We start from the raw sequence: 16,239 nt of genomic DNA on the forward strand, positions 1-16,239 counted from the left end.
TCGCGGCGAATCCGCTGTCGGCCGGGAAAATAAGCCCGCTTTTCCGCAAACTGACCATGATACGTGAAAGAATACTCTGTTTCCGGTCAACAATAGGGCCGGTTTCGCCGCGGCACCGGCCTCGGTTTTGGCCCGGATTCGCCGCGTCCACGCCCCGGTTATGCCCGAATTTCGCCAGATTTCCCTTCGTGGGAGCGGGCGGAAGGCGTAAAAACGCTCATGCCCAACTGGGGGGCGATCTGCTGGCCATGGGGGTGGTCACAAGCGGCGGCGGGCAATGGCCCGCGCCGGTGCGCGCAGCGGCGAAAGCCGTCTGCCGCACTCGCCCGGCGTCTGCCTATGCAGCGGGGTCGGGTCGTTGTGGCCACTGTCTTGTCGCCATCACGTCCGGGGCTGGAGCGAGCCGTCGCCCGCCGCGCGGGCCGCCTTGCTTGGGTCCTGTAAAGTGACCGTCCCCTCCCGGGGGCGTGGCGAACACGCCCGTGAGGCAAGGAATGGAGAGTGACATGACCGCATATGTCCCGCCCGTCGATGGCAGCGATTTCGACGATGCGGCCAACCCGCACCTCGTGGGCCTTTGGGATTTCGGCGCGGGCTGCTTTGCGGCCGATACCGGTCTGGCCGACGGCTTTGCCCAGAACGGCACCTACTATGGCGGCGCGGCCGCGCAGAACGGCGCGCTGGTGCTGGACGGGTGCAACGACCGGGTCGACGTGAGGGGCGAGGACAGCCCCTTCGACCTGAGCCAGGGCACCCTGGTCGTGCGCTTTGCCCAGGATGCGCAGGTGGGCACCAGCCCCGACACGCTGGTCAACCGCGGCGAATTCGCCGACAAGGACAGCGAAGGCTATTTCGGCATGTCGGTCACCGCCGAGGGCGCGGTCGTTGTCGAACATGTCAGCGGCGGCGCATCGGCGACGCTGAGCACCGGCGGCGGGTTCTTTTCCCCGGGCGACGATGTGCAGGTCTGCTATTCGTGGAATGCGGCCACCGGGGCGGAGTTCCTGGTCGAGAACACGACCACCGGCGCCACCTACAGCCAGAATGTCGCCGAGCCGGGCCTGACCTTCGAAATCGGCGACGACGACGACGAGCGCTTTACCTTCGGCGCGCGCGAGGTCGATGACGGTCATTACGACCGGTATTTCCGCGGCCAGATGGATTACGTCGCGCTTTACGACACCGACATGATCGGCCCGATGGGCGATGGCCTGGTCGAGGGCACCGCGGGCGACGACCTGATCGACGCGGCCTATACCGGCGACCCCGAGGGCGACATGATCGACGCGGGCGACGCGATCCTGCCCGGCGAGGCACCGGACGACGATATCGTGCTGGCCGGCGACGGTAACGACACCGTGCTGGCCGGTGACGGCGATGACGAGATCTTCGGCGAAGACGGCAATGACACCCTGTCGGGCGAGGCCGGAGACGACCGCGCCTGCGGCGGCGCGGGCGACGACACGATTTCCGGCGGCGACGGGGCGGACGTCTTGTTCGGCGGGGCCGGGCGCGACGCGATCGACGGCGGGGCGGGCAACGACGTTCTGGTCGGCGGTGCCGACAGCGACACCATCACCGGGGGCGACGGCGACGATGTCATCATCGGCGACGGACCCGACTGCGACGACGCCCGCGTGATCCTGACCTATCAGGGCGAGAAGGCGGGTTTTTCAAACGCGCTCGGCATTTACTCGATCGACCCGATCACCGGCGAGATCGGCGATGTCGAGATCGCCTTTGCCGACAGCGACGGGGTGCCGGTGGGCAGCACCTACGCCTACGACTCGACACCGGGCAGCGATGTGGGCCTGTTCATTCTGGCCGACGGCGCGGACGAACTGGCCGGTCTGGGCGAGGGGACGTTCGAGTTCCGCGATGCGGACGGCAACCCGGCAACGCTGGGCACGCTCAACCCTGTGCTGGTGCATATCGCGCCCGGCGGCGCCGAGACCGAGCTGAGCGCGCCGGCCTATCACAGCGCCGGCTACGACAGCGACGTGGGGCTCAACCCCGACGGGGTGGTGCACACCGTTGGCCTCGGCGAGGCGCCCGACGGCACCGTTACGCTGGGCTTTGAGGATCTGCCGTCGCTTGGCGACGCCGATTTCGACGACTTCGTGGTCGACGTCGACGTGGGCGACTCGGCCAGCGGGCTGGTCAACGCCCATTACGACGTGCCCGGCACGCTGATCACCGATCCCGGGCCGGATGCCGGCGATTTCCTTTACGGCGAAGAGGGCGACGACATCATCCTCGGCGGCGCCGGCGATGACGTGATCGAAGGCGGCGCGGGGGCGGATACCGCCGAGGGCGGCGCCGATGACGACCGCATTTTCGGCAGCACCGAGGGCGGCCCGGACGACGGCGCGGCGGATATGCTGTCGGGCGGCGACGACCGCGACTATTTCGGGGCCGTGGGTGCCGGCGACACCGTGGTCGGCGGCGAAGGCGGCGACGACTGGGATACGCTCGACCTGCGCGGCGGCGGCCCGCTGCGTGTCAACTACGACCCCGCCGATCCGCTGGGCGAATCCGGCACGGTCAACTACCTCGACGGGACCGGCACGGTGGTCGGCACGCTGAACTTCTCGGAAATCGAGAACGTCATCCCGTGCTTTACGCCGCGGACCATGATCGCCACCCCGCGCGGCGAGCGTCCGGTCGAGGAGTTGCAGGTGGGTGACAAGGTGATCACCCGCGACAACGGCATCCAGGAAATCCGCTGGCGGGGGGCGACCACGCTCGACCCGATGGGCCTGGCCCGGCGGCCGCATCTGCGCCCGATCCTGGTGCGCAAGGGGGCGCTCGGCGGTGGGCTGCCGGAAAGCGATATGCTGGTCAGCCCCAACCACAGGCTCCTGGTCGCCAACGACCGCACGGCGCTCTACTTCGAAGAGCGCGAGGTGCTGGTCGCGGCCAAGCACCTGGTCAACAACCGTGGGATCGAGCTGAAGGACACGATGGGCACGACCTACATCCACTTCATGTTCGACCGCCACGAGGTGGTGCTCTCGAACGGCGCCTGGACCGAGAGCTTCCAGCCCGGCGACTATTCGCTCAAGGGCATGGGCAACGCCCAGCGCAACGAGATCTACGACCTGTTCCCCGAATTGCAGACCGAGAAGGGGCTCAAGGAGTATCCCGCCGCACGCAAGACGCTGAAGCGGCACGAAGCGCTGTTGCTTAACGAGTAGACGGGTTATGCAGCCCGCCCGCATGGCCCTTGCGGCGCAGCGGGCGGACACCCAAGGGGGCGGGCCGGCGGCCCGCCCCTGCGGGCTGGACAGCCGGGCGGCAAACGGGCACGGTCTGGGCCAGATTCGCCCGCGAGGAACGCCCCGATGACCCAGAATGACGGCCCGTCCTGGCATCTTTCGCTGGTCGCGATCGCGGCGGTGCTGTGGTATCTCGCCGGCGCAGTCGATTACACGCTCACCCAGTACCGGGTCGAGCCCTACCTGGCGCAGTTTTCCGACACCATGGTGGATTATTTCACCGGGTTGCCGCCCTGGGTCGTCGCGCTTTCGGCGCTGTCGGCGTGGAGCGGGCTGTTAGGTGGCATCCTGTTGTTTTTCCGGCGGCGCTTTGCCGTGGCGTTGCTGGGGCTGGCGGCGCTGGCCTTTTGCCTGCTCACCGTCTGGCTGACGGTCATTGCCGACCCAGGCCTGGCCTCGGCCACGGGCAGAATCGGCATCTACCTGATCCTCGGCGCGGCTGTGGTGGAGGTGGTTTTCTACCTCTACGCGCGCCAGGCGCGGGTCGCCGGCGCCTTCGACTAAAGCCCGGTCTTCGCGCGCCAGGCGGCCCAGTCCTCGGGCGTGTCGAGGTCGGTCAGCGCCTGGTCGCCGGGCAGCGGCACCGCGACCACCCGTCCGGCCTGCGCCTTCAGGATGTCGCGCGCGCCCCGGTCGCCCGAAAGTCGCCCAAGCTCGGGGAACAGCCGCCGCGGAAAGATCACGGGATGGCCGGGGGTGCCATCCGGCGCGGTGGCGCGCAGGATGGCGCCGGGAGCGGCGTGGCCGGCTTTCAGCATGGCAGCCAGCGCCGCGGCGCCGATCTCGGGCATGTCGGCCAGCACGACCATCACGGCATCGGCGTCTGCGGGCAGCGCGGCCACGCCCGCGCGCAGCGAGGCGGCCATGCCCTCGGCGGCGTCGGGCACCTCGACGCAGCGCAGCGCCAGGCCCGCCAGCGCCGCGCGACGCGCGTCCGCGCCGGGGGGCAGCGTCACCACCACCGGGGCGCCGGTGGCCAGCGCCGCCTCGACCTGCCGGCGCAACAGCGCCCGGCCCGCGACCGGTTCGAGCAGCTTGTCGCGCCCGCCCATACGGGCGGAAGCCCCGGCGGCCAGGATCAGGATCGCGGTCTCGCTCATGGCGGCCATGCTAGGCCGGGCAGGGCGGTCGCGCCAGCGCCGCCTCAGCCCCGCATCCGGGCGCCGTCGGCATCGAACAGCGGCGTGGTGACGATGCGCGCGGGGCGGCGTGCGCCCATCAGCTCGATCTCGACCGCGTGGCCGTCCCAGGCCGCGCCCGCCGGCACCAGCCCCAGCGCCACCGATTGCCCGGCCCAGTGGGCATAGCCGCCCGAGGTGCAGTAGCCCTGCACATGGCCGTCGATCCGGATCGGTTCGTAGGCTGTCACGTCCGCATCCTCGGCCTCGACCACCATCGCGCACAGCTTGCGCCGCGGGCCCTTGGCGCGCTCGGCCTCGGCCGCCGCGCGGCCGATGAAGTCGCCCTTGCCGAAGGCGATGAACCGCTCGAGCCCGGTCTCGGCCGGGGTGTAGTCGGGCGAATATTCCCGTAGCCACGCGCCAAAGAATTTCTCCAGCCTGAGGCTCATCAGCGCCCGCCCGCCGAAGGGGGTCAGGCCCATGGGCTGCCCGGCTGCCCAAAGCGTGGCCCAGAGCGCACGCTGGGCCATCGGGTCGGTATAGATCTCGTAGCCCAGATCGCCGGTGTAGCTGACCCGCTGGACGAGACAATCGGCCATTCCGATACAAAACCGTTTCACATCGAGAAACCGAAACGCCTCTGCCGACACGTCCTGTCGCGTGCAGGCGGCCAGCAGGTCGCGTGCCCGCGGCCCCGCGATCTGAAAGCCGGTGATCCGGTCCGAGACGTTTTCCACCCTCACGCCGTTCTCAAGATGCGCCTCGAACCAGCGGCGATGGACCTCTTGCGCGGCGTAGCTGGCGGTCAGGCGGAACTCGGTGTCCGACAGGCAAGAGACGGTGAAATCGCCCAAGAGCTTGCCCCGGGGCGAGAGCATGGGGCTCAGCGCCAGCCGCCCCGGCACGGGGATGCGCCCGGCCATGATCCGGTCGAGCCAGGCGCGGGCCCTGGGCCCGGTGACGCGGAACTTTCCGAAGGAATGGATCTCGGCGATGCCCACGCCGTCGCGCACCGCGCGCGCCTCGCGCCCCACAGCCTCGAACGCGTTCGAGCGGCGGAACGAAGGGGTCTCGTACCGGGCCTCGCCCTCGGGGGCGAAATAGTTGACCACCTCCAGCCCGAACTGGTGCCCCCAGACCGCGCCCATCTCGTCGAACACCGGGTACATCGGCGTGGTGCGGAACGGCCGCGCGGCGGGCAGCTCCTGGTTGGGGTAGGTCACGGAAAAGCGGTTCTGGTAGTTTTCCACGACCTTGGGCCGGGTATAGCCGGCGGTGATCCAGCGGCCGAAGCGGGCGACGTCCAGCGCCTGGGGGTTTTGCGGCGTCTCGCCCTCGATCATCCATTGCGCCAGCGTCAGCCCCACACCGCCGCCCTGGCTGAACCCCGCCATCACCGCCACCGCGGCCCAGTAGTTGCGCAAGCCCGGCACGGGGCCCACCAGCGGGTTGCCGTCAGGGGCGAATGTGAAGGGGCCGTTGATCACCGTCTTGACGCCCGCGCGTTCCAGCACCGGGAAGCGGCGATAGGCGAATTCTATGCTGTCCTCGACCTTGTCCAGCTTGTCGGGCAGCAACTCGTGGCCGAATTCCCAGGATGTGCCGTCCACCGCCCAGGGCTCGCAGGGCTGTTCGTAGAAGCCGATGCACAGCCCCTTGCCCTCTTGCCGCAGATAGCTTTCGCCGCCCGGGTCGATCACGTGGGGAAACTCTGTGTCGCGCCCGGCGATCTCGGGGATTTCCTCGGTTACCAGATACTGGTGCTCCATCGGGTGGAGCGGCAGGTAAAGCCCCGCCATCGCCGCCACCTCGCGCGCCCAGAGACCGCCGGCATTCACCAGATGCTCGGCGATCACCGTGCCCTTTTCGGTGACCACCTCCCAACCCTCCGGGTGGGGGTTGGTCTCCAGCACGCGGTTGTGCAGCACGATCTCGGCACCGCCCATCCGCGCGGCCTTGGCATAGGCATGGGTGGTGCCCGAGGGGTCGAGATGGCCGTCCAGCGGGTCGTAGAGCGCGCCGAGGATGCCCTCCACATTGACCAGTTCGGCCATCGCCTTGATCTCGTCCGGCCCGAGGATCTCGGTGTCCAGCCCCATGTAGCGGTGCTTGGCCCGCTCGGCCTTCAGCATGTCGAACCGTTCGGGCGTGTCGGCCAGCGTCAGCCCGCCGACATGGTGCAGCCCGCAACTGAGGCCGGTGATTTCCTCCAGCTCCTTGTAGAGCCCGATCGTGTAGCCCTGCAGGGCGGCCATGTTGGTGTCGCCGTTCAGCGTGTGAAAGCCCCCCGCCGCGTGCCAGGTCGACCCGCTGGTCAGCTCCGACCGCTCGATCAGCATCACGTCGGACCAGCCCAGCTTGGTCAGGTGGTAAAGCACCGAACACCCCACCACCCCGCCGCCGATCACGCAGACCTTCACATGGCTTTTCATCGCGTCCCCTCGCATCTCCCTTGTGGCCGAGCGTGGCGGGGCGGGCAGGGGGGCGGCATGGTCATCCGCGACAGAAGCTGTCGTTTTCAGGCCGGTCTGACGGTCAGGGCTTCTGAAGCAATTTGGAGGTAGCCGCGGGTTGTGTTAATCTTAATTAATATAACGTAATCGGTGCTGTCCATGAGATGGTTGTTTCAATGGACGCTCGCAGTGATTTGCTTCGCATGTATCGCTACGGGCGGATTGGCCGAAGCCAAATCTCCGGCTGATGCGGCTGGCGTGGCTGAACGTCTACGGACCCTTCAAGCTTCCGAGGCTATCAAGGTCTATTGCTGCAAGACCTGTCGAAAAGGCAAGGCTTGCGGCGACAGTTGTATCAGCAGGTCGAAGAGTTGTCACAAGCCGCCTGGATGTGCCTGCGACGGTTAACGTTTCCTAGCGTTCGGGGATCAGCCCGCGCGGGCTGAAACGCAGAACCACCAGCAGGATCACCCCCATGGTCAGCAGGCGCATATGCGCGACGCTGTCCAGCAGATGCGCCTTGAGGCCCGAGTCCTCGGCCATGCCCGCGGTCAGAACGTTCATCAGGAAGGCGCCGAAGGGCTCGACCTCGACCCAGAGGAACCAGATCAGGAAACCGCCCAGCACCGCGCCCCAGTTGTTGCCCGAGCCGCCGACGATCACCATCACCCAGATCAAAAACGTATAGCGCAGCGGCTGGTACGAACTGGGCGTGAGCTGCCCGTCGAGCGTCGTCATCATCGCGCCCGCCAGCCCGCAGATGGCCGAGCCCAGGATAAACACCTGCAGGTGCCGGGCCTTGACGTCCTTGCCCATCGCCTCGGCCGCCACCTCGTTGTCGCGCACCGCGCGCATCATCCGGCCCCAGGGCGAATTCAGCGCCTTTTCCGCCAGCCAGATCAGCGCCAGCAGCACGGCCAGGAACAGCGCCGCATAAAGCAGCTTGACGTAAAGCGTCGAGGCGACGACCGGGTCCAGCCCCAGCCCCTGGGCGTTCTCGACAAACCCGGGGCTTTGCTGAAGGTCCACCTCGTAGGGCACCGGGCGCGGCAGGCCGATCACGTTCTTCACGCCGCGGCTCAGCCAGTCCTCGTTCTTCAGCACCGCGATGACGATCTCGGCGATGCCCAGCGTCGCGATGGCCAGGTAATCCGACCTCAGCCCCAGCGCGGTCTTGCCGATCGCCCAGGCCGCGCCCGCGGCCAGCAGCCCGCCCACCGGCCAGGCCAGCAGCACCGGCAGGCCAAGCCCGCCGAGATAACCGGTCGAGGCCGCATCGACCGCCTCGATGGCATTCGCCGCCGGGTCGAACACGAAGCGGTAGAGGAAGAACCCCGCGACCAGCCAGGCCACCATCGCCAGCGCCCGCGCCCGGCCCTTGGCCATCCGCTGCCACAGCGCGACCGCGCCCGCGATCACCCCCGCGCCCAGCACCAGCGCCAGCAGCATCCGCCCGCCGCCCGCGGCCCAGGCCGCGCCCACCGGCGGCATCGCCACGATCACCGCGGCCAGCCCGCCGAGCGCGACAAAGCCCATCACGCCCACGTTGAAGAGCCCGGCATAGCCCCATTGCATGTTGACCCCCAGAGCCATGATCGCCGAGATCAGCCCCATGTTGAGGATGGAAAGCGCCGTGTTCCAGCTTTGCAGGAACCCCACGCCGAGGATCAGCAGCGCCACGAAGACGAAGAGAAGGGCGTCGCGCATTGTCATACCGCTTTCCCCCTGAACAGGCCCGTCGGGCGGAACAGCAGCACGATCACCAGGATCACGAAGCTGACCGCGAACTTGTAATCGGTCGAAAGGAGCTGGACCAGGCCGTCCGGCTCCAGCCGCTCGGGCAAGAGATACCCCAGCACCTTCTTGAAGGCATAGGTGATCGTCACCTCGGAATAGGCGATCACGAAGCCCCCGGCGATGGCGCCCACCGGGCTGCCCAGGCCGCCCACGATGGCCGAGGCGAAGATCGGCAGCAACAGCTGGAAATAGGTGAAGGGCTTGAAGGATTTGTCCAATCCGTAGAGAACACCCGCGATTGTCGCCAGCGCGGCAACGATGATCCAGGTGATCGCCACCACGCGTTCGGGGTTGATGCCCGACAGCAGCGCCAGGTCCTCGTTGTCGGAAAAGGCCCGCATCGACTTGCCCGTCCGGGTCCGGTTGAGAAACCAGAACAAGAGCACCACCACGATCATCGCCGTGACCAGCGTGATGCCTTGCGTGGTGCGGATCGCCAGCCCCTCGTCGAGGCCCGTCATCTCCTTGAAGGCGCGCGCGGTGATGATGAACCGCTCGCCATCGGCAAAGCGCTGGTCGTCGGGCCCGATGATGAAGCGCACCAGACCGTTGAGGATGAACATCACCCCCATCGAGACGATCACCAGGATCACCGGCTTGGCCTTCTGCGCGCGGTAAAAGCGGTAGACCACCCGGTCGGTGGCCAGCAGCAACAGCGCGGTGCCGGCGATGCCCGCCGGCAGCGCCAGCAGCGCGGTGGGCAGCGGCCCCAGCCCGACGCCCAGCGATTGCAGCCACCAGGTGAACAGCACGGTGAGCATGGTGCCAAAGGCCATCGTGTCGCCATGGGCGAAGTTGGAAAACCGCAGGATGCCGTAGATCAGCGTCACCCCCAGCGCGCCCAGCGCGAGCTGCGCGCCATAGGCGGTGGCCGGGATCAGCACGAAGTTGGAAAACGCGACCAGCGCGTTCAGAAGGTCTGTCATTGCTCAGGCTCCTCGCAGGTTCCGAGGATGGTGATCGCCACCGCCTCGCGGGCCACACCGTCCGCGCCAAGGCGGACCAAGCTGTGGCGGGTCAGCACGAAGCGGTAATCGTCGAACACCGTCATCGCACCCGCGCCCTGGCCCTCTTCCAGCGCGCCGCCGCTCGCCTGCAACAGCGTGCCGGCGGCGTCGGGCAGGCGGGTGAATTCGTAAAAGCTCTCGTCATCAGGGGTGGTCAGCACCACCTTGTCGCCCGTGCGCCGGCCCACCTTCAGCGCGTAGGGCACCTCGGCGGGCTCGCATGCGCCCAGGGTTGTAACGCAGGCCAGCCGCGCGGTGCAGTCGAGCTCCAGCGCAAGCGCCGGGCCGGCCCACAAGATCGGCAGGGCGATGAGAATTGCGCGCATGCCCAGCCCTCTCCGCACCGTCCGGTGCAGCGCTTGCCGCGATTGCCGAGGGAAAGGAAACCGCCCCATCGCTCAGCCCCCCAGAAAGGTCCGCCGAACCTCGGGATCGGCGAGAAGCGCCTTGCCCGTGTCCGTATAGGCGTTGCGCCCCTGGACCAGCACATAGCCCTTGTCCGCGATCTCCAGCGCCTGGCGGGCGTTCTGCTCGACCATCAGGATCGAGATACCGGTGCGCGCGACCTCGATGATCCGGTCGAACAGCTCGTCCATCACGATGGGCGACACGCCCGCGGTGGGCTCGTCCAGCATCAAAACCTTGGGCTTGGTCATCAGCGCCCGGCCCACGGCCACCTGCTGGCGCTGCCCGCCCGACAGCTCTCCCGCCGCCTGCCGGCGCTTTTCCCGCAGGATCGGGAACAGCCGGTACACCTCCTCGATGGTGGCCGCGATGTCGTCGCGGCGCAAAAATGCGCCCATCTCGAGGTTTTCCTCGACGCTCATCGAGGTGAAGATGTTGTTGTTCTGAGGCACGAAGGCCATGCCCTTGGCCACGCGGGCCTGGGGCGTCAGGGCGGTGATGTCCTCTCCGGCCAGCCGCACGGCGCCCTTGTGGATGGTCAGCATCCCGAAAACCGCCTTCATCGCGGTCGATTTCCCCGCGCCGTTGGGCCCGACGATCACCGCGATCTCGCCCGCGTCGACGGCGACGGTGCAGGCATGCAGGATGTCGGCCCCGCCATAGCCCCCGGTCATGCCCTCGCCGATAAGGAAAGGTTCCGCCATGCGCGCCCAGCCCCTTCTTCTTCTTGGTTCAAATACCCGTTTTCCGGCAGGCCAGAGCCGCCGCGCGACGGTCAGGCAATGCCCTGTTTCACCTTGTTCTTCAGACCCGTACCCAGATAGGCCTCGATCACCGCCTCGTTTTTCATGATCTCGCTGGCCGCACCCTCGGCCAGCACCTTGCCCTCGGCCATCACGATCACCGGGTCGCAAAGCCGCCCGATGAAATCCATGTCATGCTCGATCAGGCAGAATGTATAGCCGCGCTCTTCGTTGAGCCGCAGGATCGCGTCGCCGATCGTGTTCAGCAGCGTCCGGTTCACGCCCGCGCCCACCTCGTCGAGAAACACCACCCGTGCGTCCACCATCATCGTGCGTCCGAGCTCCAGCAGCTTTTTCTGCCCGCCCGAAAGGTTGCCGGCCCGCTCGTCGGCCAAATGGTCGATGGTCAGGAAATCCAGCACCTCGTCGGCCTTCTGCGCCAGGGCGCGTTCCTCGGCCGAGACGCGCCCGCGCGCGAACCAGGCATTCCACAGCCGCTCGCCCGACTGGCCGCCGGGCACCATCATCAGGTTCTCGCGCACGGTCATCGACGAAAACTCGTGCGCGATCTGGAAGGTCCTGAGCAGCCCCTTGTGAAACAGCTCGTGCGGGGGCAGGCCGGTGATGTCTTCGCCGGCCATCGTCACGCGCCCGGCGGTCGGTTGAAGAACGCCTGCAATCACATTGAAAAGGGTCGATTTTCCCGCGCCGTTCGGGCCGATCAGCCCGGTGATCGACCCCTCGCGGATTTCCAGCGAGGCGCCGTCGACCGCGCGGAAGCCGCCGAAATGCCTGTGCATGTTCTCGACCACGATCATCGCGCGACCTTGCCCCCGGGTTTTCCAAAAAGACAGCCCGGCACCGGGCCGGGCTGTCATAATCATTTCGCAATGGCTGTCAACGGTAGCCGATGACCTTGAGCTCGCCGCCCTCGATGACGACCTCGCGGTACGAGCCGCCGCTTTCACCCGGGCCGATCAGTTCGACCGAGGCGGCGCCGACATAATCGACATCGCCGCCGCCCGCGAGGATCTCGAGCGCCTTGTCCAACTCGCCGGGCAGGATCTCTTCGCCCGGTGCGTTGGCGACTTCCATCACCTTGTCCTTGTAGACCTGCGGGTCGGCCGAGCCCGCGGCCTGCATCGCCAGCACGAGCAGCGCCGCGGCGTCATACGCCTCGCCCGCGAAGGCCGAGGTGCCGTCGAAGCCCGCCTCTTCGGCCATCGCGGTGAAAAGCTCGCGCCCTTCGCCGGCGGCGGCAGGGTTCTGCCCGAACGAGCCGTCGATGGCCGTGCCGAAGCGATCGACCAGCGCCTGGCCGACCATGCCGTCGGGGAAGACGAATGTGTCGAAGGCACCGGTATCGAGCGCCGCCTGCACCACGCCCGAGCCGCCCTGGTCGACATAGCCCACCACGACCAGAACCTCGCCGCCGGCCGAGGCCAGCGCGCCCACTTCGGCCGAGTAGTCGGCCTTGCCGTCTTCATGGGCGGCGGTGATCGTGACGGTGCCGCCGGCGGCCTTGTAGGCCTCTTCGAAGGCCGAGGCGAGGCCCTTGCCGTAGTCGTTGTTGGTATAGGTGATGGCGACTTCTTCGATGCCGCGCTCCATCACCAGGTCCGACATGACCTGGCCCTGGCGCGCGTCCGACGGTGCGGTGCGGAAGAAAAGGCCGTTATCCTCGATCGTCGACAGCGACGGCGAGGTCGCCGAGGGCGAGATCACGACGATGCCGTTGGGCACCGCCACGTTGCTGACCACCGCGCCCGTCGCGCCCGAGCACATCGGCCCGGCCACGCCCGCGACCCGGTCGGAGGTGATGATGCGTTCCACCGCGGCCACCGCGGCAGCGGAATCGACGCAGGTGGTGTCGGCGCGCACCGGCGTCAGGGTCGAGCCGTCGAGGAACAGGCCCGAGTCGCTGGCCTGTTTCAGCGCCAGTTCCGAACCCGCGGCGATCGGCGGGGCGAGCGATTCCAGCGGGCCGGTAAAGGCCGCGGCCACCCCGACCTTGATTTCCTCGCCAGAGGCGGCGCCGGCCATCAGCGCGGCGGCGGCGCTGGCCATCAGCAGCTTTTTCATCTTCAACTCCCATGTTGAACGGTTATTCCGGCGCGCAGCGTAAGACGGACGATGTGAAAAGAAAAGGCCGCGGCAGGCGCCTGAGATTGATCGCCAGGGCCTGTGCGCCTAGCATGGCGCAATTGACCATCGGGAGGGGACGATGCGTTTAAGAATGGCGGCGGTGCTGGCCGTGGCCCTGGCGCTGACGGCATTTCAGGCCCCGGCGCAAGACGGCCGGCCAGACGGCATTTTCGACGACTACGCCGAGTTGCGCAGCTTTCTGCGGCAGAAGGCCGCGATGCGTGATTTCGTCCCGTTGATCCAGCGGCTCGGCGGGCGCGATGAATACAGCCCCGAACAGCTCGACGCGATCAACAGCCAGTTCCGCTCGATCTACCCCGCGGCGCTGACCGACGACATGCGGGTGCGCACGCGCGCGCTGGAAAACGGGTTCCGCGAAGAGATCATCGCGTTCCGCGAGCGCGAGCACTACCTGTGGATCTACCTGCTTTACCACGAACGCGGGCAGGACCTCGTGGTGATCAATTTCTCGATGAACTCCAACGCCGAACCGATCCTGACGCGGTTTTGACGCTCAGGCCGGCGCGCGGGTGCCGTGGCTGCCGCGCTCTCGATAGGGCGTGGTGTCGTAATGCGCCCGGTAGCACTTGGAGAAATGGCTGGGCGAGGCAAAGCCGCAGGCGAGCGCCACGTTGATCACGCTCATGTCGGTCTGCATCAGCAGGTTGCGCGCCTTCCCGAGCCTCAGTTCCATGTAATATCGCTTGGGGCTGCGGTTGAGGTAGCGGCGGAACAGCCGTTCCAGCTGGCGCGTCGACATGCCCACGTCGCGCGCCAGGATCGCCGGGCTGATCGGGTCCTCCAGGTTTTGCTCCATGCGCTGGATCACCTGGCTTAGCTTTGGGTGGCGCACCCCGATCCGGGTGGGGATCGACAGCCGCTGGGTGTCCTGGTCGGTGCGGATCGACGAGTAGATCAACTGGTCGGCCACGGCGTTGGCCAGCTCTTCGCCATGGGCGTCGGCGATGAGCTTCAGCACCAGGTCGATCGACGAGGTGCCGCCGGCGGTGCTCATCCGGTTGCCGTCGATCACGAAGACCGACTTGGTCAGGTCGACCTCGTGGAATTCCTCGGCAAAGCTGTCCTGGTTTTCCCAGTGAATGGTGGCGCGCTTGCCATCCAGCAGCCCGGCCCGCGCCAGCGCGTAGGACGCCGTGCACAGCCCGCCGATCGAGATGCCGCGCCGCGCCTCGCGCCGCAGCCAGTTCAACAGCCGCTTGGTGGTGGCCGCCTGCACATCGGTGCCGCCGCAGACCAGCACCATGTCCTCGCGCCCCAGCTCGGCCAGATCGGTGTCGAGCCTGAGCGCCGTGCCGTGCGAGCAGGTGGCGTAATCGCCGCCCTCTCCGGCCAGCCGCCAGCGATAGAGTGACTTGCCCGACATCCGGTTGGCAATGCGCAGGGGCTCGATCGCGCAGGCAAAGCTGAGCATGGTGAATTGATCGAGCAGCACGAATACGACGTTCTGAGGCTTGGCGCCGGGGTCGGCGACCTCTACCAGGAATTCTTCATCCAACCGATCGCCCAACGACCCGGTCCTTTCGCGCTATTCAGAACGGAAACCAGTTTTGTCGGCGCTGATCAAGCCCCAGACGTCACGGGCGCAGGACCAAACGGCCCGGCCGGACGGCGAAAAGCGCGCCTTTCCGGCCGCCTGTTGAGGGCAGAGCGGGGGCCGTGCCAGTGTCGCGCCGGCAGCGCGCCGACCCTCGGCCGAAAGCGCTCTGCCGCCCGACGGCCGAAGGTTTCGCCGGCTCGGCCACGCGGTCCGCCCCGCGCTGCGGGGCCACGGCCAGAGATCGCTTGCGCCACGGCGCCCGGCCCGAAGTGCGTGCCGAATCGTGCCGATTTGCGGTGGCGGGCAGGGGCGCATCGGCCTATAAGCCCCGGCACGAGAGCCGAGATTGCGGAGCGACGACAATGACCCAGTGGCAGAAATCCGATTGGCGCAGCAAGCCCCGGGTGCAGATGCCCGACTATACCGACCCCGAGGCCTTGGCCGCGGTCGAGACGCAGCTTGCCAAGTATCCGCCGCTGGTCTTTGCCGGCGAGGCACGCAACCTGACAGCCAAGCTGGGGCAGGTCTCGCGCGGCGAGGCCTTCCTGTTGCAGGGCGGCGACTGCGCCGAAAGCTTTGCCGAATTCTCGGCCGACACCATCCGCGACACGTTCAAGGTGCTGTTGCAGATGGCGGTGGTGCTGACCTATGGCGCCAAGCTGCCGGTGGTGAAGGTCGGCCGCATGGCCGGCCAGTTTGCCAAGCCCCGCTCGGCCCCGACCGAGACAATCGGCGGCGTCGAGCTGCCCAGCTATCGCGGCGACATCATCAACGGCTTCGAATTCACCGAAGAGGCCCGCAACCCCGATCCGCAGCGCATCTTGCAGGCCTACACCCAGGCCGCGGCCTCGCTGAACCTGCTGCGCGCCTTTTCCAAGGGCGGGTTCGCCGACATCCATCGCGTGCATAGCTGGACGCTGGGCTTTACCGACAGCGACGAGGCCGAGAAATACCGCGAGATGGCCGCCCGGATCAGCGACACGCTGTCGTTCATGACCGCCGCGGGCGTCAACGGCGACACGATGCGCGGGCTGGCGACGGTCGATTTCTTCACCTCGCACGAAGCGTTGCTACTGGAATACGAAGAGGCGCTCTGCCGGGTCGATTCCACCTCCGGAAACTGGGTCGCGGGCACGGGCCACATGCTGTGGATCGGCGACCGCACCCGGCAGGTGGACGGCGCGCATGTCGAGTTCTGCCGCGGCGTGATGAACCCGATCGGGCTGAAATGCGGACCCTCGATCACCGAGGACGACCTCAAGGTGCTGATCGAAAAGCTGAATCCGCAAAACGTGCCGGGCCGTCTGACGCTGATCGCACGATTCGGCGCGGGCACGGTGGGCGACAACCTGCCCCGGCTGATCAGGACGGTGCGCAACATGGGCGCCGAGGTGGTGTGGACCTGCGACCCGATGCACGGCAACACGATCAAATCGGCCAGCGGGTTCAAGACCCGGCCGTTCGACTCGGTGTTGCGCGAGGTGCAGGAGTTCTTTGCGGTGCACAAGGCCGAGGGCACCATCCCCGGCGGCGTGCATTTCGAGATGACCGGCAAGGACGTGACCGAATGCACCGGCGGCGTGCGTGCCGTGACCGACGAGGACCTCTCGTCGCGCTACCACACCGCCTGCGACCCGCGGCTCAACGCCAGCCAGGCGCTGGAGCTTGCCTTCCTCGTCGCCGAAGAACTGAGCGACCGCCACGCGGGCCAGATCGCCGCGGCGCTCTGAGG

Annotated in this window: 13 protein-coding genes; 4 read left to right on the top strand and 9 right to left on the bottom strand. The window is 67.5% G+C overall.

Annotated features, from left to right (window positions below):
* Positions 1-506 precede the first annotated feature (506 nt).
* Positions 507-3,197 (top strand): Hint domain-containing protein, encoded by a 2,691-nt coding sequence (locus tag Ga0609869_RS11525; RefSeq protein WP_281273236.1) that lies wholly within the window; start codon positions 507-509, stop codon positions 3,195-3,197.
* A 147-nt stretch (positions 3,198-3,344) separates the two neighbouring features.
* Positions 3,345-3,782, top strand: coding sequence for a hypothetical protein (locus Ga0609869_RS11530; protein WP_125403228.1), 438 nt, complete (start codon positions 3,345-3,347; stop codon positions 3,780-3,782).
* Here the strand turns inward: Ga0609869_RS11530 and Ga0609869_RS11535 are convergent.
* From Ga0609869_RS11535 to Ga0609869_RS11570, 8 genes are all read right to left on the bottom strand, one after another.
* Positions 3,779-4,378, bottom strand: coding sequence for a nucleotidyltransferase family protein (locus Ga0609869_RS11535; protein WP_369022861.1), 600 nt, complete (start codon positions 4,376-4,378; stop codon positions 3,779-3,781). The two genes, Ga0609869_RS11530 and Ga0609869_RS11535, sit on opposite strands and share 4 nt — an antisense overlap.
* Before the next feature lie 44 nt (positions 4,379-4,422).
* Positions 4,423-6,831: a GcvT family protein gene (locus Ga0609869_RS11540; protein WP_125404080.1), complete on the bottom strand. Its 2,409-nt coding sequence runs from the start codon at positions 6,829-6,831 to the stop codon at positions 4,423-4,425.
* A 435-nt stretch (positions 6,832-7,266) separates the two neighbouring features.
* A complete protein-coding gene (locus Ga0609869_RS11545; RefSeq protein WP_125404081.1) occupies positions 7,267-8,565 on the bottom strand; it encodes a branched-chain amino acid ABC transporter permease in 1,299 nt (432 codons plus the stop codon).
* Positions 8,562-9,575: a branched-chain amino acid ABC transporter permease gene (locus Ga0609869_RS11550; RefSeq protein ID WP_125404082.1), complete on the bottom strand. Its 1,014-nt coding sequence runs from the start codon at positions 9,573-9,575 to the stop codon at positions 8,562-8,564. The genes Ga0609869_RS11545 and Ga0609869_RS11550 overlap by 4 nt, the downstream gene beginning before the upstream one ends.
* Positions 9,572-9,982 (bottom strand): hypothetical protein, encoded by a 411-nt coding sequence (locus Ga0609869_RS11555; protein WP_125404083.1) that lies wholly within the window; start codon positions 9,980-9,982, stop codon positions 9,572-9,574. The genes Ga0609869_RS11550 and Ga0609869_RS11555 overlap by 4 nt, the downstream gene beginning before the upstream one ends.
* Positions 9,983-10,054: 72 nt before the next feature.
* Positions 10,055-10,765, bottom strand: coding sequence for an ABC transporter ATP-binding protein (locus Ga0609869_RS11560; RefSeq protein WP_125404084.1), 711 nt, complete (start codon positions 10,763-10,765; stop codon positions 10,055-10,057).
* 71 nt (positions 10,766-10,836) lie between these two features.
* Complete coding sequence (locus Ga0609869_RS11565; RefSeq protein WP_125404085.1) at positions 10,837-11,622, bottom strand: ABC transporter ATP-binding protein; 786 nt, start codon at positions 11,620-11,622, stop codon at positions 10,837-10,839.
* Positions 11,623-11,701: 79 nt separating this feature from the next.
* Positions 11,702-12,886 (bottom strand): ABC transporter substrate-binding protein, encoded by a 1,185-nt coding sequence (locus Ga0609869_RS11570; protein ID WP_125404086.1) that lies wholly within the window; start codon positions 12,884-12,886, stop codon positions 11,702-11,704.
* A 142-nt stretch (positions 12,887-13,028) separates the two neighbouring features.
* On the opposite strand from Ga0609869_RS11570, the gene Ga0609869_RS11575 reads away from it, so the two are divergent.
* Complete coding sequence (locus Ga0609869_RS11575) at positions 13,029-13,460, top strand: hypothetical protein (RefSeq protein ID WP_125404087.1); 432 nt, start codon at positions 13,029-13,031, stop codon at positions 13,458-13,460.
* A 3-nt stretch (positions 13,461-13,463) separates the two neighbouring features.
* Here Ga0609869_RS11575 and Ga0609869_RS11580 read toward each other — a convergent pair whose 3' ends face one another.
* Positions 13,464-14,465 (bottom strand): GlxA family transcriptional regulator, encoded by a 1,002-nt coding sequence (locus tag Ga0609869_RS11580; protein ID WP_281273269.1) that lies wholly within the window; start codon positions 14,463-14,465, stop codon positions 13,464-13,466.
* Positions 14,466-14,869: 404 nt separating this feature from the next.
* Between Ga0609869_RS11580 and Ga0609869_RS11585 the strand changes: the two genes are divergently transcribed.
* Entirely contained in the window at positions 14,870-16,237 is a 1,368-nt protein-coding gene (locus Ga0609869_RS11585) for a class II 3-deoxy-7-phosphoheptulonate synthase (RefSeq protein ID WP_125404089.1), read from the top strand.
* Positions 16,238-16,239: the final 2 nt, after the last annotated feature.

It is taken from the genome of Rhodovulum iodosum, assembly GCF_041020385.1.
Classification (GTDB): domain Bacteria; phylum Pseudomonadota; class Alphaproteobacteria; order Rhodobacterales; family Rhodobacteraceae; genus Rhodovulum; species Rhodovulum iodosum.

Coding starts and splice junctions, on each gene's coding strand:
- Ga0609869_RS11545 (WP_125404081.1), bottom strand. CDS start 8,565: ATGACAATGCGCGACGCCCTTCTCTTCGTCTTCGTGGCGCTGCTGATC.
- Ga0609869_RS11550 (WP_125404082.1), bottom strand. CDS start 9,575: ATGACAGACCTTCTGAACGCGCTGGTCGCGTTTTCCAACTTCGTGCTG.
- Ga0609869_RS11565 (WP_125404085.1), bottom strand. CDS start 11,622: ATGATCGTGGTCGAGAACATGCACAGGCATTTCGGCGGCTTCCGCGCG.
- Ga0609869_RS11525 (WP_281273236.1), top strand. CDS start 507: ATGACCGCATATGTCCCGCCCGTCGATGGCAGCGATTTCGACGATGCG.
- Ga0609869_RS11540 (WP_125404080.1), bottom strand. CDS start 6,831: ATGAAAAGCCATGTGAAGGTCTGCGTGATCGGCGGCGGGGTGGTGGGG.
- Ga0609869_RS11535 (WP_369022861.1), bottom strand. CDS start 4,378: ATGAGCGAGACCGCGATCCTGATCCTGGCCGCCGGGGCTTCCGCCCGT.
- Ga0609869_RS11570 (WP_125404086.1), bottom strand. CDS start 12,886: ATGAAAAAGCTGCTGATGGCCAGCGCCGCCGCCGCGCTGATGGCCGGC.
- Ga0609869_RS11530 (WP_125403228.1), top strand. CDS start 3,345: ATGACCCAGAATGACGGCCCGTCCTGGCATCTTTCGCTGGTCGCGATC.
- Ga0609869_RS11560 (WP_125404084.1), bottom strand. CDS start 10,765: ATGGCGGAACCTTTCCTTATCGGCGAGGGCATGACCGGGGGCTATGGC.
- Ga0609869_RS11585 (WP_125404089.1), top strand. CDS start 14,870: ATGACCCAGTGGCAGAAATCCGATTGGCGCAGCAAGCCCCGGGTGCAG.
- Ga0609869_RS11555 (WP_125404083.1), bottom strand. CDS start 9,982: ATGCGCGCAATTCTCATCGCCCTGCCGATCTTGTGGGCCGGCCCGGCG.
- Ga0609869_RS11575 (WP_125404087.1), top strand. CDS start 13,029: ATGCGTTTAAGAATGGCGGCGGTGCTGGCCGTGGCCCTGGCGCTGACG.